Annotated in this window: 21 protein-coding genes and 1 riboswitch; of the genes, 9 read left to right on the plus strand and 12 right to left on the minus strand. The window is 44.1% G+C overall.

Features of this window, described 5'->3' with window-relative positions; genetic code table 11:
* Positions 1-35: 35 nt before the first annotated feature.
* The gene (locus OH461_RS03320; RefSeq protein ID WP_270019206.1) at positions 36-389 is read left to right on the plus strand and encodes a tRNA-binding protein; all 354 of its coding nucleotides are present in this window, start codon (positions 36-38) and stop codon (positions 387-389) included.
* Between the two features lie 42 nt (positions 390-431).
* Positions 432-806, plus strand: coding sequence for a PH domain-containing protein (locus OH461_RS03325; RefSeq protein ID WP_260258601.1), 375 nt, complete (start codon positions 432-434; stop codon positions 804-806).
* A gap of 101 nt (positions 807-907) precedes the next feature.
* On the opposite strand, the gene OH461_RS03330 is transcribed toward OH461_RS03325, so the two are convergent.
* The 5 genes from OH461_RS03330 to OH461_RS03350 all read right to left on the minus strand — a co-directional run bounded on the left by OH461_RS03330 (position 908) and on the right by OH461_RS03350 (position 8,366).
* Positions 908-1,207, minus strand: a complete 300-nt coding sequence (locus OH461_RS03330; protein ID WP_270019207.1) for a hypothetical protein — start codon at positions 1,205-1,207, stop codon at positions 908-910.
* Between the two features lie 239 nt (positions 1,208-1,446).
* A complete protein-coding gene (locus OH461_RS03335; RefSeq protein WP_270019208.1) occupies positions 1,447-2,193 on the minus strand; it encodes an aspartate/glutamate racemase family protein in 747 nt (248 codons plus the stop codon).
* A 29-nt stretch (positions 2,194-2,222) separates the two neighbouring features.
* On the minus strand, positions 2,223-3,491 hold the full coding sequence (locus tag OH461_RS03340) for an S-methyl thiohydantoin desulfurase domain-containing protein (protein ID WP_270019209.1): 1,269 nt from the start codon (positions 3,489-3,491) through the stop codon (positions 2,223-2,225).
* A 45-nt stretch (positions 3,492-3,536) separates the two neighbouring features.
* Positions 3,537-6,494: an XRE family transcriptional regulator gene (locus OH461_RS03345; protein ID WP_270019210.1), complete on the minus strand. Its 2,958-nt coding sequence runs from the start codon at positions 6,492-6,494 to the stop codon at positions 3,537-3,539.
* A 390-nt stretch (positions 6,495-6,884) separates the two neighbouring features.
* The gene (locus OH461_RS03350; RefSeq protein ID WP_270019211.1) at positions 6,885-8,366 is read right to left on the minus strand and encodes a carboxypeptidase M32; all 1,482 of its coding nucleotides are present in this window, start codon (positions 8,364-8,366) and stop codon (positions 6,885-6,887) included.
* 226 nt (positions 8,367-8,592) lie between these two features.
* Between OH461_RS03350 and OH461_RS03355 the strand changes: the two genes are divergently transcribed.
* Positions 8,593-9,222, plus strand: coding sequence for a LysE family translocator (locus OH461_RS03355; protein WP_270019853.1), 630 nt, complete (start codon positions 8,593-8,595; stop codon positions 9,220-9,222).
* A 47-nt stretch (positions 9,223-9,269) separates the two neighbouring features.
* Here OH461_RS03355 and OH461_RS03360 read toward each other — a convergent pair whose 3' ends face one another.
* Positions 9,270-10,643, minus strand: coding sequence for an alanine/glycine:cation symporter family protein (locus tag OH461_RS03360; protein ID WP_270019212.1), 1,374 nt, complete (start codon positions 10,641-10,643; stop codon positions 9,270-9,272).
* A 123-nt stretch (positions 10,644-10,766) separates the two neighbouring features.
* A riboswitch (glycine riboswitch) is annotated at positions 10,767-10,878 on the minus strand.
* 317 nt (positions 10,879-11,195) lie between these two features.
* Complete coding sequence (locus OH461_RS03365) at positions 11,196-11,534, minus strand: 50S ribosome-binding protein YggL (protein ID WP_270019213.1); 339 nt, start codon at positions 11,532-11,534, stop codon at positions 11,196-11,198.
* A 237-nt stretch (positions 11,535-11,771) separates the two neighbouring features.
* Here OH461_RS03365 and OH461_RS03370 point away from each other — a divergent pair, with 237 nt between their 5' ends.
* Positions 11,772-11,930, plus strand: coding sequence for a hypothetical protein (locus tag OH461_RS03370; RefSeq protein WP_270019214.1), 159 nt, complete (start codon positions 11,772-11,774; stop codon positions 11,928-11,930).
* Between the two features lie 18 nt (positions 11,931-11,948).
* The gene (locus OH461_RS03375; protein WP_270019215.1) at positions 11,949-12,686 is read left to right on the plus strand and encodes a chromosome partitioning protein ParA; all 738 of its coding nucleotides are present in this window, start codon (positions 11,949-11,951) and stop codon (positions 12,684-12,686) included.
* 75 nt (positions 12,687-12,761) lie between these two features.
* Here OH461_RS03375 and OH461_RS03380 read toward each other — a convergent pair whose 3' ends face one another.
* The 3 genes from OH461_RS03380 to OH461_RS03390 all read right to left on the minus strand — a co-directional run bounded on the left by OH461_RS03380 (position 12,762) and on the right by OH461_RS03390 (position 15,933).
* Positions 12,762-13,307 (minus strand): hypothetical protein, encoded by a 546-nt coding sequence (locus OH461_RS03380; protein ID WP_270019216.1) that lies wholly within the window; start codon positions 13,305-13,307, stop codon positions 12,762-12,764.
* 179 nt (positions 13,308-13,486) lie between these two features.
* Positions 13,487-13,984, minus strand: a complete 498-nt coding sequence (locus tag OH461_RS03385; protein ID WP_270019217.1) for a response regulator — start codon at positions 13,982-13,984, stop codon at positions 13,487-13,489.
* Positions 13,981-15,933 carry an ATP-binding protein gene (locus tag OH461_RS03390; protein WP_270019218.1) on the minus strand — a complete coding sequence of 651 codons (1,953 nt, stop codon included), beginning with the start codon at positions 15,931-15,933 and terminating at the stop codon, positions 13,981-13,983. Before OH461_RS03390 ends, OH461_RS03385 begins: the two co-directional genes overlap by 4 nt.
* A 184-nt stretch (positions 15,934-16,117) precedes the next feature.
* Here OH461_RS03390 and OH461_RS03395 point away from each other — a divergent pair, with 184 nt between their 5' ends.
* Both OH461_RS03395 and serC read left to right on the plus strand, forming a co-directional pair.
* Positions 16,118-17,377 carry a DUF945 family protein gene (locus OH461_RS03395; protein ID WP_270019219.1) on the plus strand — a complete coding sequence of 420 codons (1,260 nt, stop codon included), beginning with the start codon at positions 16,118-16,120 and terminating at the stop codon, positions 17,375-17,377.
* A 129-nt stretch (positions 17,378-17,506) separates the two neighbouring features.
* A complete protein-coding gene (serC, locus tag OH461_RS03400) occupies positions 17,507-18,589 on the plus strand; it encodes a 3-phosphoserine/phosphohydroxythreonine transaminase (protein ID WP_270019220.1) in 1,083 nt (360 codons plus the stop codon).
* A 91-nt stretch (positions 18,590-18,680) separates the two neighbouring features.
* On the opposite strand, the gene OH461_RS03405 is transcribed toward serC, so the two are convergent.
* Entirely contained in the window at positions 18,681-21,071 is a 2,391-nt protein-coding gene (locus tag OH461_RS03405; RefSeq protein ID WP_270019221.1) for a YgiQ family radical SAM protein, read from the minus strand.
* 188 nt (positions 21,072-21,259) lie between these two features.
* Between OH461_RS03405 and OH461_RS03410 the strand changes: the two genes are divergently transcribed.
* Complete coding sequence (locus OH461_RS03410) at positions 21,260-21,931, plus strand: hypothetical protein (RefSeq protein ID WP_270019222.1); 672 nt, start codon at positions 21,260-21,262, stop codon at positions 21,929-21,931.
* A 77-nt stretch (positions 21,932-22,008) separates the two neighbouring features.
* Positions 22,009-22,209 carry a DUF4250 domain-containing protein gene (locus tag OH461_RS03415; RefSeq protein WP_260258583.1) on the plus strand — a complete coding sequence of 67 codons (201 nt, stop codon included), beginning with the start codon at positions 22,009-22,011 and terminating at the stop codon, positions 22,207-22,209.
* 55 nt (positions 22,210-22,264) lie between these two features.
* Here OH461_RS03415 and OH461_RS03420 read toward each other — a convergent pair whose 3' ends face one another.
* Positions 22,265-23,176 (minus strand): LysR substrate-binding domain-containing protein, encoded by a 912-nt coding sequence (locus OH461_RS03420; RefSeq protein ID WP_270019223.1) that lies wholly within the window; start codon positions 23,174-23,176, stop codon positions 22,265-22,267.
* Positions 23,177-23,263: the final 87 nt, after the last annotated feature.

A 23,263-nucleotide genomic window follows, 5' to 3' on the forward strand; every position in this document is an offset into this window, starting at 1 on the left:
TAGCCATCTAAAATCATAATTCATAGGTAGTCATTATGAAACCAGCACCAATTAAACCAGAAATTCAGTTCGATGATTTTGCTAAGCTTGATATCCGAGTTGGAGAAATTGTTGAAGTGTTGGAAGTAGAAAAGTCAGACAAGTTGATGAAGCTGATTGTCGATTTTGGTGACCACACTCGTTCTATTCTGGCGGGTATCAAACAAGAGCGTGAAAACCCGAAAGAGATTGAAGGTAAACAAGCACTCTTCGTCGTCAATCTTCCAGAACGAAAAATGGCAGGTGAGTTATCACAAGGCATGTTGTTTGATATTGGCTACGAAGACAAATTACAGCCATGCTTAGCGTGCCCAGAAAATCAAATTCCAAACGGTGCTCGTGCTGGTTAATAGCGGCAAAGCACCTAATTACAGCGGCTAGAAGGTAATAAAATGATAGATTTCAATAACTCCTCAGTGTTTAAGCTTAAGCCTATTGAAGTAGAGAAAGCACGAGACGATTTCCATAAATTCTTGATTAATGGCGAGCAGATTTTCGCGGCTTTCAAGACTATTCGCGACCAAGTGGTGTTCACCAATAAGCGTGTTATCGCTGCTAATGTACAAGGTATTACTGGCTCGAAAGTGGATTACACCTCGCTTCCTTTTAGCAAAATTAACGCGTTCTCTGTCGAAACGTCTGGAACATTCGATATGGACTGTGAGATTGAGCTTTATCTAAGTGAAGTGGGAAGAGTGCGTTTTGAAATAAAAGGCTCTTTCGATATTGTGCAGTTTAACCGCTTTATCAGTGAATACGTTCTGTAGCCGAGCGCTGAATAATAAACACCCTGCTAGGATGACGCTTGCAGGGTGTTTTTGTATCTGGCTTAAGTTGGGTTTTCACAGCTATTTTAGTCTTTGAATAATTAAGGAAGCAGGTGCTCTATTTGGGTAATAGAATAATGGGTTTTCTTATCTTCGTCTGGAAGTGAAGCGTTTATTGTTACTTTAGTCATGTAGGCTTTTGCTCCGGGATGAGTTGCTTGAGCTTGGCAGAAAAATGCGTAATTAATGCTATCACTCTTTTGCTGCTGTACCGCAAGTGGTGTGTATTGAACGCCGACGATAGAGTTCATGATTTCAAACGCGTCAATGACTTCTAAGGTGAAGTCCCGCGCTAAAATCAGCGTGCCATAGTCATTCGATGCTGCATTTTGTTGTGACATTCTATACTCCTTAGCGTGATAAACGACTCTATGAGGAAAGTGACAGTGACTTCGGCTCAAAAGAGAATGCCAAGCAGTATTACTGAAAATATCAGCAAAGTTGGTATCAAGTTAGTATCAAGTTCACTTCTCCGCGTTAATTCTATTGGCAACTTTATAAATACCTATCACGGGAGGTGGTGAATACTAAAAAATAAAGGAGCCGAAAATGACTCCTTTGCGCGGCGTGTATTGGCCAATTATAGATACAGAGGCATCACTTCAGTGGGTTCTCCATACGCCAACCTGCTTGGCTTCAACTGGTTGTTCACCAAGTTTTGCAACATCCCAATAGCGGAACCAACAGGGGCAATAACTGGGATATAACGTTGATACTTGCGACTTAGTGCTTGGCATAGATAGTCATGTACTTCAAGCATACCTGTACAACCGAGAATGATCGCTTGTGCACCTTGTTCTTCAATTGCAATCGCACTTTGCTCAAGCAGTTTTTGTTTGAGTTTATCAGTATCGTGTAGCTGATCGACGGGTAGATCAGCATGTCGAATAGATGCCACATGATTGGCGATATCTTGTTGTCGCGCTAAATCCCAAAGCATGGGTACGACGGATTCAACAACGGTAACAATGGAAAAACGATTGGCAACCATCATGGCATTCATCGCTGCAGGGGCAAAGCCGCCTACTACGGGAATGCTCAACGCTTCTTTTAATGATTCTACTGCAGGCTCACCAAAGCAGTTTACAAAGATACCATCGAACCCTGCTTTTTCCGCTTGAATCGCTTTAGTAAGTATCTGTTGAGAGTTCCACAATTCGGCAGTTCGAGTTTGAATAAAAGGGGTTGCACCTTCATCTAATGCAACATACTCCACGGAGAAGTCCGGGGAGAGGACAGGAGAGATTTCCTGCTCAAAGCCAGGGATAAAAGATTGAGCGCTTTGGTTCGAGACAGGAACAATGACCATGATTCTTTTGTGTGTCATCGTGATATTTCCTTATTTAGTTTGATTTGTTAAACACAGGTGTTGATCCCAAAGTAACCAAAACTTTGCAGCATAGAATTAAAATTTTGTACCGCTTGTTCGGTTTTCAGTTTGGCGTGTGGAGGCAGTGAGAATAAGTAAACTTGCTGTTTCTCTTTCACATCTTCTACGGATAACCCGTGTAGGCTATTTAAATGAGGGTAGGCGAGCTGTTTATCTTCTTCTGTTAATGGTGCAATTATCTCTTCAATTAACTCCGCGTCGATTTTGCCAATCATACAAATGAGGTTTGGGCACATGTCGATAGGCGCTGGCTGGCTAGTGTTCCAAGCAATGAGGTTTTCGTTCTGGTTTAAGACCACCATCTCTTGCTCTTTTGCATTGGGGTCATTCAATATCTCTTTGGTTTGTTTGAACCTCAGCTCTGTAAAGTCGAACCCACCTTCCGATTTTGCACTCACTTTATCGACAATGCACGGTAGGTCATTGTCAAACAGTGGCGTGAGGGCAATATCATGTTGCATCGCTAAATAGTGACGCAGCGCGGCTAGTGGTTGGTTGTCACTGTTGGTGGCAAGGCTGTGGCCAATATCACGAGACAAAGAAATGGTGTTAGGTACTAGTGCCGATTTTGCTTGTTGCACTGACATCGGCCAACCAGCAATTGCACCGATACCGTCAAATGAGTCTGGGTTAGCCAGCATAGGACGGATAGTAAACTCGGTAATTTGCGCTTGTTCAACGGGATTACTGTCTGAGGTAAGGTTGAGTGTTAGGCCATTGGCAAACTGCGCACCGGGTACGTTTTCATGTGCGGGCCTTAAAACGAACGGTGTAGCGGGCACTTCTTGAGTAAAGGTTAATGAACTCAACGTTGGTACAGAACGGCCAGCTCCATCCGCGTCTACTAATTGAATAGCGGGTGTATGCTTGAGCGCTGCTAGCATCGCAACAAAGATGTTAGACCCTGTTTCCACTGAAATGGTGTAAGAGAGTTTATCGGCGATGTTTTGTTGTTGTACATTTTTCTCTAATGTGCTGAATGCGCGTGTTTCCGCACCTTTTAAACCGATTCGCTCAAAGCTTTTCGGCGAGCCCATTGCTGCGACTACTGCGCCGTAATCATTGGTATTTAAGTCATCCAATTTTGCCAGTTTGACCGGATTACCTTGCTGTTGCTCTTGAGCGATTTTTGCAATAAACCCGTAAGCCGTTTTTATAGAGCCACCCCCTCCACTTGCCAGTAATGTAGAGCCATTTGCGATTTCAAAGAGGTGTTCAATCTTGAGGATTTCCATAGTTATTGTCCTATTTGGGATGGATTAGAGGCTGGCCGTGTACGGTTACATCGGCCTGACGTTGCTCGTTATTTTTTCAATTAGTGTGTCAATTTCCGTTAGATAACAAAGCTCGCCTTTTTTGTGCATAAAGGTTTGGCCCTTTTGTGCGATTAGCAGTGCTGGGTGAAATTGCTCTGCAATATAAAGCAGCTGAGCAGAGAATAAGTAGTAAAGTGAATGGCATATAAGGTGGCTAGATTTCGCTAGCCAATTATTGTATGCGTCTCGAATGTAGGTGAGTCCTTTGTCTACTTTTCCTGTATGGCCATATGACCAACCGAGAAATAGCTTAGCGATACCGATGAAGAAAGGGAGATTGTGTCGGTTCGCCAGATGAAGTAAACAATTGGCACTGTGTTCGACTTTCTCAATTTGATTTAAGTGGAAGTAGTAGAAGAGCTGAGCTTGAAATGCAATCGCTTCGGTTAATATATTGTTCGTTTGACGGTTAAGCTGATACAAATTATTTATAGCGGACTCTGCCTTTCTTAATTGGCCTTGTCGGGAGTAACTCAGTGTTAAGAATAAGTAAGCGACCACACGAGGATCTTGGCCAAACTCTGCTAAGTCTCGTTCAAGGTGCTCGGCTTGGTGTAGCTGTAACGCATTGTTTGCCGCTTCAATAGACTGTTCAATTTGTCCTATCCAATAATAGGTATTAGATAGAGCTATGAGTGAGTTAACGCGAGCGCAATCATCATTGGTGCGGTGGCTGATTTCATGCAGGCTTAACGCGGTATCTTTAGCGTCGACGAGATCCAACGCCATTAGCTTTTCTAACCAACGATTGAATATCACGCTGTTTAAGCTCGAGTGCTGGGAATTGCCTGAGAGTAGGATAGTCAAACGTTCGTTGATGATCTTTTGTTGAGGGGATGACCAACCACATTGCGAACGGCAGATAGAGCCTTGTAGCAGTAATATCTCAATGGATTGATTGAGGCCTAAATTGCCCGGTAGCGTATGTTCGATTTGATGAAGTAAATCTGCAGCCTGATCAAATTGGCCATTATTTTTGAGCAGTTTAGCCGCTTGAATATAGTACTGAGCTGCTTGATTAGTATCTCCTAGATTTTTGTAGCAGATGGCGAGCGTAATGAGGCCATCAGCATGTTTGTTCGGAGATTGACTTAATACAGAGATGATCAGTTTGTTGCTAGCAATCCAATCGGGCTTCGAAATGTTGTCTTTGATGTGTTGGTAGATCCCAGAGTGGGTAAACTTAAACTCTTGGTGACCGATTTTGTCGAGCAAAGCGCATTGGCAAAGGGCGGCGATGTCTGGCCCTGCCATAGGGAATACAGTCTCAATTAAGTCGTTTGAAAAGCTAATACCAAGAATCACTGCAGTATTTAGTATTGAGCGCTGCTGCGTGGTCAGAGCTTGTAACTGTTGGTCGACAAAGGTAAGCGATACTGCATTTAACTCCACTACCGGCTCTTTGTTCAGTAGCATCTGTTTTAAAAATTTAGGGTAGCCTTTAGCGATGTCAGCACATTGGTCAACGAAGTGTTTAGAGGCGTTTTGCTGAGTCCAGTACTCCGCTAATAACCGGCAGTCGTAGTGAGTGAGTGGAGTGAGCAAGTATTTAGGATGGTCTTCCAACACCGTTCCTTTGAATAACGCTTCATCAGAACTGGTGTTGAAAATAAAAACGAAGTTATCTATCTCATTCGTTAGGCATTGCTGAAGGAGTTGAATGCTTTCTTGATCGAACAGGGTTATGTCGTCGATAAAGAGCCCTCGCAGGCTGCTGGCTCGAATGACCGCTGAGATGAGTTTTATCATATCGGTGGTGATGGGAAGTGTAGGCCGCTGTTCATTCTGCTTCCATGGCTGCCGAATTAAAGCGAGCAGTTTGTCTATCTGATTTGGTGGCAATGATGGCAATGTTTCGCTGATATTTTCGATTATCGATTGCAAATCGAAATGCGCTTTTACGTCCAGTGCAAGTATCAACAACTCAGCGATCATTGGTCGCTTTTGAAACGGGAAAGGCAGAGGGCTTAGACGAACAATTTGGTCACTTTCAACTGACTCTAATGACGACAAGAACAGTTCACATAGGTGAGATTTACCGATGCCACTTGCTCCAGATACCTGAACAATTAAAGGCCCACGAGGTGCTTTCAAGTAGTCTGATTGTTGTTTAAGAAATTGAATTAGCTCTTGATCTCTGCCAAAGGTATCGATGACGGAAGTTCGATGATGGCTAAATCCCCAATAGGGTTTAACGGAATCTACATTCGGGTGAGTAAGGCAATGAAAATTGGTGTAAGCGATGATTTCGGGGTCACAGATATGCAGTCCACATTGTTCGGTTGACTGCAAAATGGTAATCAACTGGTTTAAATCGAAGTTATTGACGGAGACGTATTCTGCAAGGTATTTATCGACTTTGCTGCTTGTTAAGGCGATTTTTAAATCGTAGCAGTGGTGAGAGCCAATATACCGGTTGTAGATTTTTTTGAGAACTAATGGTGTAAGAGTTGGTTCGGGGTAACAATAGCCAAAGCCAACAATATAGTTACCGACTATATCGACAACTTCTAAGTTGTTATCTTTCAGCTCGGCGACATGATGCGCTATGTAGTGACTGTTGTCTTCTCTGAGGTGGTCGCATTGTCCGTTGTTGGTGATCAAAATGGCAAAAAGGTGGATTTTGCTCGGCTGAATCTGAGCTTCAATTGGGGGATTTTTCTTACTTGGCAGTAGTGCTTCAATGGTGGTGTTGAAGAAATTGGCTAGCTCACTGGCCACTCTAAAACTGACTTCTTTGCCTGTTTCCGCACGTTTTAATGTCGCGATAGATACTTGATAGTTTTTTTCATACAGCGCGGTGGCTAAAGAGTCTTGGCTATAACCATTAAGTACCCGTAATTGTTTGATTTTACGCTTTGAAAGCTTAATTTTACCTTTCGATCTTTTCTGAGGAAGGTTTGTTTGGGTAATGTTTGGCATCGCAATACTTGTTTAATGGTGACAAAAGTAACGTAAGCCCACTGCGTGTTCGGGGGCCAAAATACATAAGGTTTAAAGGCGAGACGATAAATAACCGTTAGGTTGTTAGGATAAATGCTGACGAAGTTGTTGGATTTATTTATGCACAAGTAATTGTTTACTTTGAAACTAATTATGACAGCAGCGTCTATAAACCGAAGTGAGGTCATTATAGCAACTGGTTGAGTATATGTTTTAGGGCTGAGATCTGAAAACTTGATTAATGTTGCAAATTAAGCGTTCTATAGCATTCACCAAGGCAATAGATAGAGATAAAGCGTGATGCGGGTAGGACTTATAAAATAGAGCGTGCCACGCAATGAGCACGCTCTGCTAAATGAGAGGAAAGCGTTATAAGTAACGAGCAGTAAGGTGCTGTTGGAAGTATTGCGCGTTTAGGGTTTCACCCGTCGCAGCTTTTACCAACTCATCCGTTGTTAATAAGCTGCCTTTACTCCAGATGTTGTCTGACAGCCAAGTAAAGATAGATGAAAGATCCCCAGAGCGAATTGCACCGTCTACATCAACCGTTTGTTTCATTGACGCCATAAACTGTGCTGCATACATTGCACCTAATGTGTATGACGGGAAATAACCGAAAGCGCCATCCGTCCAATGAATGTCTTGCATACAACCATTTTTAAAGTTGCCTTGGGTTGAAAGACCGAGGTATTGCTGCATTTTGCTATCCCACAGCTCAGGAACATCCGTATGTTTAATGTTGCCGTTGATAAGATCTCGTTCAATCTCATAACGCAAGATAACGTGAGCAGGGTAGGTTAGCTCATCGGCATCAACGCGGATAAAGTCTTTTTTCACACGGGTGTACAGCTTTTGGAAGTTTTGCTGTGAAAACAGTTCACTATCTGGCAGGTTGAAATGCTTACCTGCGAAATGCGATAAATGCTCGATAAAGGCATCGCTACGGCCAACTTGCATTTCAAAAAATAGCGATTGAGATTCATGAATCCCCATTGAGCGAGCTTCACCCGCAGGTGTACCAGCAAGCGCTTTCGGCAGACCTTGTTCGTAACGGGCATGGCCGGTTTCATGTACGATTCCCATCAGGCTTTGTACAAATTCGGCTTCATCATAACGAGTGGTAATACGCACATCAGAAGGTACGCCACCGCAGAAAGGGTGAACACTTTCATCCAAACGGCCATGGTTAAAATCAAACTGAAGTAGCTTCATGACATCAAGACCAAGGGCTTTTTGTTGCTCTGTCGCGTAGTGGCCTTGCGCTTGAACAAACTGTTCGCTTGCTTGCTTATCGATTACTTGGTCAATAAGGCTTGGTAGCCAACTTTTCACATCACTAAATAGCGTATCTAGTGCGGCAGAAGAAGTGCCCGGCTCATAGATATCAAGCATGGCATCGTAAGGAGTTAGGTTGTTTGCTTCCGCTCGTATTTGCGCTTCTTCTCGAGATAGGGCAACCACTTCAGCCCAATTTTTCTCAAAGCCAACCCAATCGTTTTCACCGCGTTGAGTACGCCAAGCATGCTCACATTTAGAACCAGCTAATGATTTAGCTTGCACTAGCTTCTCAGGCAGCAAATTCGCCTGTTGCCATTGTCGTTTTAGCTCTCGAAGTTCCGATTGTTGCTGGCTGCTTAGCGCTTCTTGCTCTGCTTGAGCAAACCAATCATTAAGCTCTGGCTTAGTATGAAGAGAGTGAATGTGTACTGAAAGCTGCGCCATGGCTTCTGAACGAGCTTGATTGCCGCCCGATGGCATAACAGCGGCTTGATCCCAGCCACAAATAGACGCTAAGTGGTTAAAGTGATCAATGGTTTTTGAATGTTCGACGAGTTTTTCGAATGCGCTCATGGTGTTTGCCTTTCCCTGACTGAGTAAATAAAAGCGATATAAAACAGGACTAGAGTGTAGCAAGGCAATGATTATCATCCAAGTATCTGATAAATATACCGAGAATAGCAGCGTGTAAGAGGTATTATGTAGGAATATCCCCTGATTTCTTTATGTAATACCGACTAAAGAATGGCTTTCACAACTGAACAACTTGTGTATATTAAAGCATCAACAAGGAAGTCTAATTATGATTGTTAACTTTGAAGCGTTTCTTATCGCGATTACCATTTTGACTCTTACTCCGGGGTTAGATACCGCGTTAGTCATTAAAAACTCCTCTCGTGGTGGATTGGCAGATGGGGCAATGACCAGTTTAGGTATTTGCCTTGGCTTGTTTGTGCATGCCACTTTTTCTGCGGTCGGCATTTCCGCCATCTTAGCCCAGTCGGCTGAGTTGTTTTCATTGGTGAAAATGGTCGGTGCCGCGTATTTGATTTGGTTGGGCGCAAGTTGCTTGGTCTCTTTATATCGAGGGCAAGCTGATGGGATGGATATCGCTATGGCATCCAGCGGAATTGACTTGAAACGTTCAGTAAGAGAAGGGTTTTTATCGAATGTTTTAAACCCAAAAACCGCGGTATTTTACTTAGCATTTCTGCCACAGTTTATTGATCCAAATGGCTCTGCATTCATGCCATCATTATTAATGGCGGCCATTCACTTTGTGATTGCGATGATTTGGCAGTGTGGTTTAGCGGGCGCTTTAGACAAAGCGAAGGGGCTGTTACAAAGCTCAACGTTTATGCGCAGAATGGAAGCGACCACAGGTGCCGTGCTGGTGGCATTGGGCGTGAAATTGCTGATTGAAGAGTAGTCTTTGATAAACATTAAAAAACGCGGCTGATTAGCCGCGTTTTTTGATTAAGCGTTAACGGCGTTGATGCCATTTGAGTTGGAAGAACTAGCAAAGAACAATTTAGTTTCTTCAACCACAACTTGGCGTAGGGCAATTAAACCAATTAGGTTAGGGATAGCCATCAAACCATTAACTATGTCGGCAATAATCCAAATCATATCTAAGTGTAAGAAAGCACCCGAAGCGACTAGCGCGACAAAAATGATTTTGTATGGCAACACCGCTTTAGTGCCGAGCAAAAATACCACGCAACGCTCACCGTAGTAGTTCCAACCTAGAATCGTCGTAAACGCAAAGAACATTAGGCCAATTGAGATCAACATAGGGCCAAAGGTTTCTGCATTAAGGCCCACCGCGAACGCGTGTGTGGTCATAGCTGCACCAGCAAAGTCACTTTGCCAAGCGCCCGTTAAGATGAGAGCTAGACCCGTCATGGTACAAATGATGATGGTGTCAAAGAAAGTACCTGTCATTGAAATGAGGCCTTGCTTTACACATGAATCTGTTTTGGCTGCTGCTGCTGCCATCGGTGCGCTACCAAGGCCAGATTCATTAGAGAATACGCCGCGAGCAATACCTGATTGGATTGCCAGCATGATGCTTGCGCCTAAGAAGCTGCCTGTTGCAGCTGAAGAGGTGAAAGCAGACACAATCACTAACTCTACCGCATCCAGCAGTTTATCGGCATTCATGATGATGACGCTCAGGCAGGCCAAAACATAGAATAGCGCCATAGTTGGTACAACTTTACCTGCCACTTTTGCAATAGATTGAATGCCGCCTAAGGTCACGAACGCCACTAATAACGTGAGAATACTGGCTGAAATTTCACGTGATACACCGAATGAAATCTCACTAGCGTCAAGGATGGCATTGACTTGAGGGAAAGTGCCAATACCAAAACACGCCACACCTAAGGCAAAGATGGCAAACATTATTGCCAATGCTTTCGAGCCCACGCCATATTGCAGGTAGTACATCGGGCCGCCGACCATCTCACCTTTGTCGTCAACGCGGCGATATTTTACGGCCAGTAAACACTCAGCATATTTGGTTGCCATGCCGAATAGGGCAGCTAGCCACATCCAAAAAAGAGCACCAGGGCCGCCAAGTTTGATTGCTGTGGCAACACCAACGATATTACCCGTGCCGATAGTGGCTGAAAGTGCTGTACATAGTGCGGCGAAACTTGAAACATCGCCTTGTTTGTTTGAATCCTCTTTGCTAAACACCATTTTTAGCGCGCGAGGCAGGTATCTAAACTGAAGTAGACCTAAACGAAAAGTAAAATAGATACCCGTGCCAACGAGTAAAATAAGTAATGGTGGACCCCAGACAAAATTGTCTATGGTCTTTAGTAAAGATTGAAGGTTATCCATGGTTTCCCCTTAAGTGATAAAACTTTTTTAAGGAGAAGAGTGAAAGGCGAGATAAAGCCGCATGAGACAGCAAGATCATCAAATATGAGCAAATAAGGCAAGGCCAGATCGCTGGATGTAACTTTCCACTCCTCTGTCCTTTTGCCTGAGAGTTTCACTCTGCTTGCGCTGAGCTTGCTCCTTCGGCGACCGATTTCTACAACTAAGTAGTACGGTTCTCTCCAGAGGTTCCTCCAACTACAGTCCCTGCTACCTATGGCAGCACCTGAAAGATTTACTTCTTCGGTAGGTTAGTCTAACCAAATGTTAATATTTGGTTAATAACCACTCTCCTGCAGTCTTCAACGGAACAATCATTCGGGTTAGCGAATGAATGTTAGTCAATAGCACTGGTGGCTATTGATGAGGGAACTTTATCACTATTTTTGATGATTTCAACAGATTTTTGAGACTAAATCTGATGTCGATAAATAAGTATAAAAAAACGGCGCTCAATGAGCGCCGTTCAATAGGAAGGTAACAGTCAGTAAGCATGCGTACGATGCGCCGACCTTAGAAGTAGTTTGCGTCTACTAATTCGCTGGTTTCCACAGCGCTTACTTCTTCACGAGCTTCTAACCAAGCAGCAACTTGTGCTTTTTGCTCTTCTGTTACGTCTTGGTAGCGTTTGTTTGCACAGATAAAACCTTCAAACAACTCAAGGCCGCCACCGCCAAAACATAGGCTTAGGCTATCGATGTAGTCGATGAACTCATCAACAAACACATCATAACGATCGAAATCTTGGATGTTTGTCTTACAGCTAACATCAAAGCCTAGCATCGCGAATTCGCCTAGAAATAGTTTTTTCAGGATACGACGTTTTTTGTTTTCTTGTTTAAATGGTTTCATTAGTTTGCCTCAAAGAAAAGGGTTAGCTGTTTATACCTCAATTTTAGCCATTCCCCAAATATAATGCGATGTCTGAGTGACAACAGTATGCTATTTGTCCAACTTATCCGTTTGGTGGGTCTGCGATCTAAATTTACAACAAGAAAACGACTTGGCTCTGACCATTTCGCCTTGATTAATGGTATAAAATAATGAAATCACGCCAAGGTTATGCGTGCTGGCATCTAAGGAGTGGCTATGACAAGACTGATTGCGATCGTATTTCTTATTGCATTAGCGTTTGTAATTTTTCGTTATCGTACCAACGAAAAGGTTCAAAAATGGGTTGTGGTTACTCTGGTGTCGGGTTTTTTATTATATACCGCTAGTTTGGTGGTAACTGAGTTGATGCGCTAAGTCAGTAGGAGCGATAACGTGAACACACATAATGAGCACGATGACAATGAAGATGTAGTAGTGATTGAGCAGCGTGATAAACGCACCTATGCCTATATTGCTATTGCGGGTGCTCTCGGTTTGGCTTTGGGCGGGCTTATTGGCTCATCAATGACGGCTAATAAATGGCAACAGACTTACCTACAGCTAGAGAAACAAGTTCAAACGCTTGAACAAGATAAAAAACAGTTGGTGGTGAAAGTTGAACAGAAGGTCGCGAAAGTTGATGATGAAGTGGCTAACAAACTTAAGTTGGCAATGACAAAGCAGCAACAAGATTTCGAACAGCAATTAGCGGCGATGCAGTCGCAAGTGGCTGAATTAGAAAAAGTGAATATCTCTTTAGAAGAACAGATCGATCAGCAAAAGCAACGTATCGCCGATGCGGATAAGCAAAATAATCAGTTAAATCATCAAGCGGACATGCAGGTGACTTTACTAGAGCGCTCGCGTGAGTTGTTTCAACGTGAGTTGAAAGTAAAACAAGAGCTGGATTCCTTACTAAAAGAACGTGAAGAGCTAGAACCTAAGTTAGTGACATTGAAGAAGCAGTGTGATGCTTATTTGGATGGCACATCATGGGATGCGAAGTCTGATTCGTGTGATAAACAGGATGACGCGAACTCGCGTATTAGCCAAATCAATCAGATGATTCGAGTACATCAAATGGATCTAGAACAGATCAAAGCGATTGCTGAACAGATGGGGCTCGAATAGCTCCGAGTATTTGGTTGATAAGAAGCAATAAAAAACCGACCTCAAGGTCGGTTTTTTCATGTCTAGTGTTTAAGTTTAGAACTTAAAACGAGTAGTGAACATCACTTGATCGTCGTAGAAGTCGTTCAAACGCGCTTCAGCACCTAGAGAAAATAGCTCTGTTGCGTGGAAGCGAGCGTATGCTGAGCCAACCCAATCTTCGTTATTATCTAATGATACGTAACCTGCTTTGCCGCCAACTTCAAGTTGTGGGCCTAACCACTGGCGAACACCTACGTTCAGTTCCATACCTGATTCAGTGCCAGTTGTACCGTTATCACCGATGCGGAACAGTACTTCACCGGTTAGGTCTGCCCAGTTGTTGATAGGAGCGTGGAAGCCCACACCCGCAGCAGCATCGAAGTCACCAGAGAATTCAGAGTCGATACGGCCAATTGCGTGTGCATTTGGGTGGATCGATTTGTTCATGCCAGCACCGAAAGTACCTGGGCTAGCACCAATACGAGCCTCGATGTAATCGTAGCTAAAGTTGCTCATTACCGATGGGCTATTTGGGTCAGTTTGAGCCAAAGCTTGACCAGATACCAGCACTAGCGCTGCAGCTAAGATTGATTTACGCATAAGGAGATTAACCTATCTTTTATCTAATTTTATTCGGCGACATCTTGCCATTAAAGCAGCGGCTATCCTAAACGTTTTGATAACCTATTTGTCGGCACAATGTCATTGTTTTGTCGGAATAACTAAAATTAAGCAAACACCATGCCATATTGAGCTATGTAACTTCCTTATTTAATCGATTATTCACCAAAGTTGATGCGATTCTCGGCCAACGCATTAAATACTTTTTCAGTATCAAGCACTGAAGCCCAGCGCATTAAGTCTGGTTCGTTGGCGATCATATATTGAGTCAATTGGTCTTTGACGATTTGGCGAATTTCATCGCCGTGCCATGGTTTGGCCAAATAAAAATCAAGGCTCGCGTGGTTAACCGCTTCAACGGTATCTTCTAAGCCTGCTTGGCCAGTCAATAGTAGCTTTCTTGCCGTTTTGGTTTCTTTATCTTCATTTAATTCAATAAGATAACTAATTCCAGTTTGCTCGGGCATAATGTGGTCACATAAGATAAGCGCCAAATGTGTGCCTTCCGATGCCGCCTCTTGAATGATCTCTTTTGCCTCAGAAACAGATTCAGCCGCTTCTAATAAGAAGTGCTCTTCAAAACAGTCGAGATCTTGAATGACGCTATCTAATACTTCTCGCTCGTCGTCGACACATAGTATGAGGTATTTGTTCATTGGTTGTTTTCCTCGCTGTTGTAGGGTGGGGTTTCAATCGGTAGCCAAACTGACATTTGAGTGAAGTGACCGAGTTCTGACTCCACTTCAATAGTGCCACCATGTTGTTGAATGATCTGTTGGCATACTGACAAACCGATACCTAAGCCGAAATTTCCTTCCTTCTTGGTAGTGAAGTTAAGGGTAAATACTTGTTCTATAAGCTCTTGTGATATGCCGCAACCATTATCTTTAAAGGCAATGACTGCCCAAGTTTGGCCTTGTTTGTTTGCCATGCTGGTGGTGACAGTAAGCAAGCCTTGCTCAGGGAAGGCATCGATGGCATTCGAAACCAAATTTGTCCAAACCTGTTGCAGCGCAATTGGCAAACATTTTATCTCGGGCAGGGGGGCGTAGCTCTTTTCTACTTGGTGACGTTTGAGTTTGTTTTCAAAAATCACCAAAGTATCTTCGATGCCTTCATGAATATCGACATAGTGATACTTTTCATCATCAGGTCGAGCATAACCCTTTAAGCTTTTCACCATATCGGCAATGCGCTGAGCGCAAACATTGATAGAGCGCAGAGTTGATCCTGCTAGATGAAAGTTTTCGAGCTCGTTTAGCTCTGCCATTGCGGCATCGGTATTGGCTTTCGCCTTAGCTATCCATTGTTGGTCTTGCTCTAAACCTAAACGCACCATCTTTTTTGCGATACGACGATTGGCAACTTGGAGTTCGAGCTGTTTGGATTTTTGGCGTTCATCTGCGGTGGACTCAGGGCGTGATGCTAAGGCGCGAGTCAATATTTGGTTGCCTTGCTCAACCACATTGCGGCTGCTGTCTGCCACTAAGCGGTGAATATTGTCCGTTAAGGTTTCAGTGCCGCGCAGTATTGCCGCAATTGGGTTGTTAAGTTCGTGAGCCACCCCTGCGACCAATTGACCGAGCATGGCCATCTTTTCTCGTTCAATGAGCTGTTGATGTGCGGTTTCAAGTGATTCGAGGGTTTTTTGTAGCTCAAGCTTGGTGTTGATACTGCGTTGTAATCTTCGGTTGAAATGGCGTAACAATAAGTTGGTGAAAAGAGGAAGTAACGCCGTGTTGGAATGCATCACTTTGGTGAATACTGCACGGTCAAGTTTAATGACTTCTGTATCTGTCAAAGTTATGGCGGTGGAGAAGGATAGCTCGCCGGTTACAAACGACATTCCGCCAACTAAATTACCTTTACTGTGGCGAACAACTTCACGCTGCATCCCAAGGTCGTCTTTTTTGTATAGCGCGACTTCACCGCTGGTAATGAACCAAAGAAAGCGGTTTTCTTCACCTTCAACGGTCAGTAAATGGTCGCTCGAATAACGTCTGACTGCTCGCGTGTCATCTTCGTTAGAGAAGAAATTTAATAGACTGTCGATCACTTGCTCCGCTAGTTGAGCATCTGACATGCGGTGATGTTCTGAGATAAAGCCCTCTTGGTAGGACTGCATCTTCAAATCAATATGGCTACGCAGCAATCTTTGTTGGTCAAGCACTTGGCTATAGTGAAGCAGGTTTTCTTTATCGTGTTCGATGACAAAGGTCGTCAGCTCTTTCTTGACGGTTTTGAATACTAAGTTGTCTTGTAAAGGTTTAGTGAGACAGTGATCGAGCCGCCCTTCATTGACCGCAGCAAGAATAGCTTGAATATCTTGGCCACAACTGATGAGAATCTTACGCGCGGTCTGAGTAAGAGGTGATTTGTCGAGTTGAATCAGTAAATCTGCGCCATCAAAACTTTCATGATGGCTGGCGATAACCAAAGCGACAGGCTGGCTATTATCGAGACAGTATTGCAGCGCAGCATGAGCATCTTCCATGGTGTCGGCGCTGTGAATATCAAAGCGTGATGAAAAGGAGCTGAGCTCTTGGCGTAGCTGTTCTACGCTTACAGGGTTATTGTCTACACATAGTACGGCATATTGGTTCACTTAACTGAAACTCCAAACAGATAAGATGCTTATATAGACACGGTAGCAAGTTTGTCGCAAATATGCTGAGAGCTAGTTAATAGAAATATCGCCTGGCACTTTATTTGACCAATACTCTGATTTAACTCAAGGTTTTTTCGTGTAGACTGTAAGTTGATATTTAATAAAACATAGACAATAAATCATGCAACAACTTAAAAAATATGGCGCTATTGGCGGCGCAATTTCATTGGCGCTGTGTTGGCCTTTAGCGGTTGGTCAGATTGGCTACAACGTAATTAACGACGGTATGGCTCAGCTTAATAGTGATGCCGTTGAGGCTGAAATCGTGAGCTACGATCGTGGTTACCTAAGTTCAACCGTAGTGACTCGATATGTGGTTAAAGATGAGTTCACCGCAGAAATGTTTGCAGCTGACAATATTCCTACCGAAATCCTAGTCACCAGCGAAGTAAAACATGGCTTACTGAGCTTAAGTGCGGACTCATCTTCAGAGGCATGGCCTGAGCTGACACTACACACGGATACTCAGCTTAACGGTAACACCGATTTTGCTTTCAAACTGGATAGCTGGGCAGCGGAGTTGTCGGCTGAGCCTGCGGGCATGTTCTCGTTCGCACCTTCGACACTGACAGGTCATGTAACGGTATTGGGTGAAGTTGATTTTGAGCTTAACATTCCATCGATTCAGGGCGATTCCGCTACTTCTGAAAAGTGGATGATTACCGGCTTAACAGCGAAAGGTAACGGTAAGAAGCAGAAGGGCTTCTGGATTGGTGATCAGTCTGTGCTGATTGAAAACATGAACATTGTGACGCCGGAAAATGGCAAAGAGTTTGAAATAAATCAAGGCCAATACCTCTACTCGGCGCAATACGATGAGCAGAATCAACGTGTAGATAGCAACCATGCCATCAGTGCAAATGACGTGATCATGGGTACCGATAAAATGGATAAATTTTCGGCTGATATGACCTTTGGTCAGCTTGATGCGACGGGTTTTGAAAAGTTGATGCTTGCGTATGAAAACGCACCTGTAGGTACTGTTGAAGGTGAACGTCAGTTTATGGATGCCCTCGATTCAATGATGAATCGTGGTTTTTACGTTGAGCTGAACAAATTAACCATGCAGATGGGTGAGGGGACTTTCTCTTCGAATTGGAAGATTGAGCTGCCAGAGTTTGAAAATGGTTACTCGATGAACCCAATGATCGTACTACCTAAGCTTACTGGTCATGTAGACACGTTTGTTTCTGATCAATTCGTTGCGGACAACCCAAGTTTTGGGCAAGCGGTTGATGAAGGTGTTGTGATGGAATTTGTCTCGCAAGTCGGTAAAGGCTATCAGCTAAAAGCAGAGCTTAAAGATGGTCAACTACAATTTGAAAGCGGCCAAAAAATTGCTTTGCAAGACATGATATTACCTTTGATGCTTGGTCTATAAGCTGAAAAGTTATTAATAAAAAGCATTAGCGAACCAAAAGAGGTCTTAAGACCTCTTTTGTTGTTTTTAACTCTTGAAAAAAGTGGTATTAATGGAAGCTTATATAAAGTACCAGCAAGGAAAGAAACTGTGAGTGACGTTTTTAACTTTAGTGCCGGCCCCGCGGCTTTACCGAAAGCGGTAATGGAGCAAGCCCAGTCGGAATTCATTAACTGGAACAACTTGGGTACGTCTGTAATGGAAATCAGCCATCGCAGTAAAGAGTTTATCCAAGTGGCCGAGCAAGCTGAGCAAGACTTACGTGATTTGCTCAATATTCCAGATAACTACAAAGTTCTATTTTGCCAAGGTGGTGCGCGAGCGCAGTTTGCAGCGGTGCCTTTAAACCTTCTTGGTGACAAAAAGAAAGCGACCTACGTTGATGCAGGTTACTGGGCAGAAAGCGCCATCGATGAAGCGCAAAAATATTGTGAAGTGGATGTTTTCGATGCGAAAACAACCATTGATGGCAAAGTTGCAGTAAAACCAACTAGCGAGTGGAAAGCCGCCGCTGATTCTGCGTATGTTCACTTTTGCCCGAATGAAACCATTGATGGTGTAGAAATTTCTGAACTGCCTGAAACCGATTTGCCGATCGTTGCAGATATGTCCTCCAATATTCTTTCTCGTCAAATTGATGTCAGCAAGTACGGCGTGATTTACGCAGGTGCGCAAAAGAATATTGGCCCTGCGGGTCTTTGCATCGCTATCGTTCGTGACGATCTGTTAGATCTTGCGAGCCAAGTTGTACCAAGCTTTATTAACTACAAAGTCTTGGCAGAAAAAGACTCGATGTTTAACACGCCACCAACGTTTGCTTGGTATCTCTCTGGCTTAGTGTTCAAATGGCTAAAAGCGCAGGGCGGTGTCGCGGCAATGGAGCAAATCAACCGTGAAAAAGCGGCATTGATTTACAACTACGTAGATGGTTCAGACTTCTACCGCAACAATGTACACCCTCAAAACCGTTCACGTATGAACGTGCCATTCCAATTGGCGAAACCTGAGCTAGATGGTCTGTTCTTGGAACAAGCTGCAGAACGTGGTTTAGTATCATTAAAAGGTCACCGCGCTGTAGGTGGTATGCGTGCATCAATCTACAATGCCGTGCCATTAGAAGGTGTACAAGCCTTGGTTGAGTTTATGCGTGAGTTTGAAGAGAAAAACGCTTAAGTTCAATCGGATATCGTTGCACTACGCAATGAGTTGATAGAAATGAAAGAGGCTGACCATATGGTCAGCCTCTTTAGTATTCGCTGAATTATTAGCGTTGTCTCTGTTTGCGTTTACCTTGCGCGTTACCGGTATTATTTCCGGTTGTTCCACGGCGATTACTAGTGCTTCCGCCGTTTTTGCCTTGGTAACCGCTCTGGTTGTTATTTTGGTTTTGTGACCCGCCTTGTGGATTACCTTTACCACGATTTTGGCCACCAGAGTTAGGTTTGCCGCCATTGCGGTTGTTAGGGTTACCTTGGCCGTTACCACCTTTAGGCGAATTGCGTTGGCCGTTGTTCTCGCCTCGCTTACCGTTCATTTTGCTAAAGCCCGGTTGGTTTTTAGTATGCTTAGTGGCAAAGCGTTGTGAACCGTGGCGGCCAGACTTACGGCGTTGTGCTGGCGTTAGCACATCGGAGTCTTCCGCAGGAATTAAACAGCCCGGCTTATCACCAATTAAGTGCTTCTTACCCATGTTAATCAGCGCTTCACGAATCATCGGCCAGTTGGCTGGATCGTGGTAACGCAATAGCGCCTTGTGCAGACGACGTTGACGATCACCTTTTGCCACTGGCACTTCTTCACGCTTTTTGTATTTAACGCGCTTAAGTGGGTTCGTCTCTGAGTAATACATAGAGGTTGCATTACACATTGGCGATGGATAGAAGTTTTGAACTTGGTCAGTTTCAAAGTTGTTCTTTTTCAGCCATAGCGCTAGGTTAACCATGTCTTCATCTTCAGTGCCCGGGTGCGCAGAGATAAAGTAAGGGATCAGGTATTGCTTTTTACCTGCTTCTTGGCTGTATTTCTCAAACATTTCCTTGAAGCGATCATAAGTACCCATGCCCGGCTTCATCATTAGATCGAGAGGGCCTTTTTCAGTATGCTCTGGCGCAATCTTCAAATAGCCGCCCACGTGGTGAGTTACCAGCTCTTTGACATATTCAGGCGACTCAATCGCTAAGTCGTAACGCACACCTGAGGCGATCATTACTTTTTTAACACCTTTTACTTTACGCGCTTCACGGTAAAGGTCGATGGTGTGTTTGTGATCGGTATTGAGCTTATTACAGATGCCCGGGAACACACAAGAAGGGCGACGACAGTTCGCTTCTGCTTTAGGGTCGCTACAACCTAGGCGATACATGTTTGCCGTAGGGCCGCCAAGGTCGGAAATTGTGCCAGTAAAGCCCGGCACTTTATCGCGGATTTCTTCAAGTTCGTTAATGATCGATTCTTGAGAACGGTTTTGAATGATTCGACCTTCGTGCTCGGTAATTGAGCAGAATGAACAACCACCAAAACAGCCACGCATGATGTTCACTGAGGTTTTGATCATGTCGTAAGCAGGGATTTTCGCTTTACCGTAGCTTGGGTGAGGAACACGGGCATAGGTTAAGCCAAATACGTAGTCCATCTCTTCTGTTGAAAGAGGAATAGGCGCTTGGTTTACCCAAAGTTCGCGATCGCCATGACGTTGAATCAATGCACGACCAGAATATGGGTTGGTTTCAAGGTGCATGATGCGACTAGCGTGAGCGTACAAAATACGGTCATTGTTCAGCTTTTCAAATGGCGGTAATCGAACCGCTGTGGTTGCTGCATCGTGACGAGAAGGGCGAATCGTAATTGGCTTCGCTTCTGGTTCTTCTGTTTTTGCTTTGGTATCGCACTGCTCTTCAACCGCATACGGGTTTGGCGGAATAAAAGCTTCTTTACGTGGCTTTTCAATACGCGAAGAGTCTACGATGGTGTAGCCTTCTGGCTCACAAGGTAGGTTTACTGCTGTACCGCGAATGTTGGTTAAGGTCGAGATTTCTTCACCGTCAGCTAGGCGGTGAGCCACTTCAACGAGTGCGCGCTCGGCATTACCAAATAGTAAGATGTCTGCTTTGGCATCGAATAGGACTGAGCGGCGAACTTTGTCCGACCAGTAATCATAGTGCGCGAGACGGCGAAGACTAGCTTCAATACCACCCAAAACGATTGGTACGCCTTTGTAGGCTTCACGACAACGCTGTGAATAGACTAATGTTGCGCGATCTGGGCGTTTGCCACCTTCGTTATTTGGTGTGTAGGCATCGTCATGGCGTAACTTTCTGTCCGCAGTGTAGCGGTTGATCATTGAGTCCATGTTGCCTGCGGTAATACCAAAAAACAGGTTTGGTTTACCTAATGCCATAAAGGCATCTTTATTGTTCCACTCTGGCTGAGCAATAATGCCGACGCGAAAGCCTTGCGCTTCAAGCAAGCGACCAATAATGGCCATGCCAAAGCTTGGGTGATCGACATACGCATCACCGGTGACGATGATGATGTCGCAGCTATCCCATCCGAGGGCATCCATCTCTTTACGGCTGGTCGGTAAAAATGGTGCAGTGCCAAAGCACTCCGCCCAATATTTCTTATGCTCGTGAATTGGCGTGATATTGTTGTACATATATTGCTCTTAATTCCAGTGAGCGCGAATTATAGCGACTTGTGATACGAGTATCTATAGCCGTTTGGTAACGAATTTTGCGCTTGTTTACCTTCTAAACTGTGTACCAGAAGCTCATTGTCATATAGCGAAAAATCGCAGGTTTGTTAGAATCCGCACCTATTATTATTTTAGTGAGTAATTCACACATGGTTCAGCAATTGTTAGCAATGTTTGCACCCATGCTTTTAGGTGCGCAGTTAGTTTTAACCCTAGTGTTAGTCAAAGGGGATATTTGTCCGGGACAAAGAGGACGCATACATAAACTATTACCTGTACTTGCTATTTTGTGGTTAGCAGTAGCATCGTTGAAAATTCAAGCAATCATGGTTGTGTTCGCGTTGGGTTATTTCTATACCCAAGTTCAAACCAAAAAGACTCGTGATTCAGGCCCGTTGTGGGTGATGTATTTGGCTAACGGTCTTGCTCTTGCTTATGTCGGCATAATGATTGGTGAGGCGGCTTCTTGGTCTGCGGGCATGGCGATATTTATCGAGGTTTTACTATTAGGTGCGTCGTTTGCACATGTGTTGCTGACGGTTGCTCGTACTCGCCTGCAAGCTTTCCATAAAATCCTACCTGCTGCGGGTGTTGTATCAGCCATGCTGATGAGTTTGACGGTTCTGTTCAAAGCATATGGTTTAAGCGAAGAACAACTGAGCCAACTTACTCAGCCGATTTTGTTTGGATTGGCACTATTGATTAGTGGTGTTGTTGTTTGGTGCTGGCACATCTTTACGCAAAAAACGGTGGCGAAAGCCCAACTGATCGTGAGCTTGGTTATGCTGCTCGCGTCGGGTTTCATTACGCAAGTGCTGTAAAATTTAGATCCGCTTCACTTCAATTTTGGCAAATTAGGTCTAGGCTAAAGATAAGTCGGTAGAGTAGGAGTGGAGCTATGGATCTGAGCAATGTCCGAAGCCTAGATAGCATTATTCTTTTAGGTATCGTTAACGAAAAACTACGACTAGAATGCGATAGCTTTGATGAGCTAGTTAGCATGTATGAGATGGATGTTGAGAATGTAGTGGGTAAACTGGACGTACTCGGTTATCAATATGACCCGCTCACCAATCAATTTAAATCATACGAACGATGAAAGAGAAAAGGCGCTTTAAGCGCCTTTTTTGTTGGTTTCGTTTTTCAAATTACTCTTAGGCGAGCTTTATGCCTTCTAAATGGGCTTTACACTGTTGTTTAGCGGTAGAAAAGAATGCCTGAAGGTAGCGTTTATCCTTTTCTGAATTGCGCGTTGCGGCAAACAGCCTGCGTTGTAAGCCATCCCCGAGCGGAATGCTGGTTATTAACCCTTGGCGAGAAAACTCGCTGATTGCCCAGTTTGGTAATGCGGCGACGCCTAACCCAGCGGATACCATTTGTACCAACATTAATGTGTTATCGCATTGCTTCCATTTCGCAGGTTCTACCCCGGCAGGTTGTAGAAAGTGTTTCACCACATCCAAACGTTGTTTTTGCACGGGGTAAGAAATCATTGTTTGATCGGCTAAATGTTCAGGTGATACCTGTTTCAGCTCAGCCAACGGGTGATTGATTGAGGTTATAAGGCGCATTTCAAAATCAAACAACGGCTCATAATGAACTTCCGATCTTGGTTGAATGTCGGATGTGATCACCAAATCCAGTTCGCCATTGAGTAGAGCAGGTAAAGGCTCAAAGCCAAAGCCTGATGAGAAATCTAAAGTGACGCTTGGCCATGTCACCTGATATTCCTTGAGTGCGGGCATGAGCCATTGGAAGCAAGAGTGGCATTCAATCGCCATATGTAATCGGCCATTCACATCTTCTTTTAAACTTGCCAGTTCATTTTCCGCTCTCGCCAAACGAGGTAACACATCGTCAGCAAGGCGCAGTAGAATTTCACCCTCAGAGGTGAATTTTACCGGTCGTGTTTTACGTAAAAATAGCTGACCACCGATACGTGCTTCTAAATCTTTAATTTGATGAGACAGAGCTGATTGGGTGAGATGCAGCGCGGTTGCGGTTGCGGTTAATGAGCCCGTTTCGCGCAAAGAGATGAGTGTTCTTAGATGCTTGAGTTCTATCATCAATCCCTTTAATCCAGTATTTCATTCCATGAATATTTCTAACTTACCTTTGTCATTAAGAAAAGTAAACATCTAGACGTCCATAAG

The sequence above is a fragment of the Vibrio sp. LaRot3 genome (assembly GCF_027587025.1).
Taxonomy (GTDB): domain Bacteria; phylum Pseudomonadota; class Gammaproteobacteria; order Enterobacterales; family Vibrionaceae; genus Vibrio.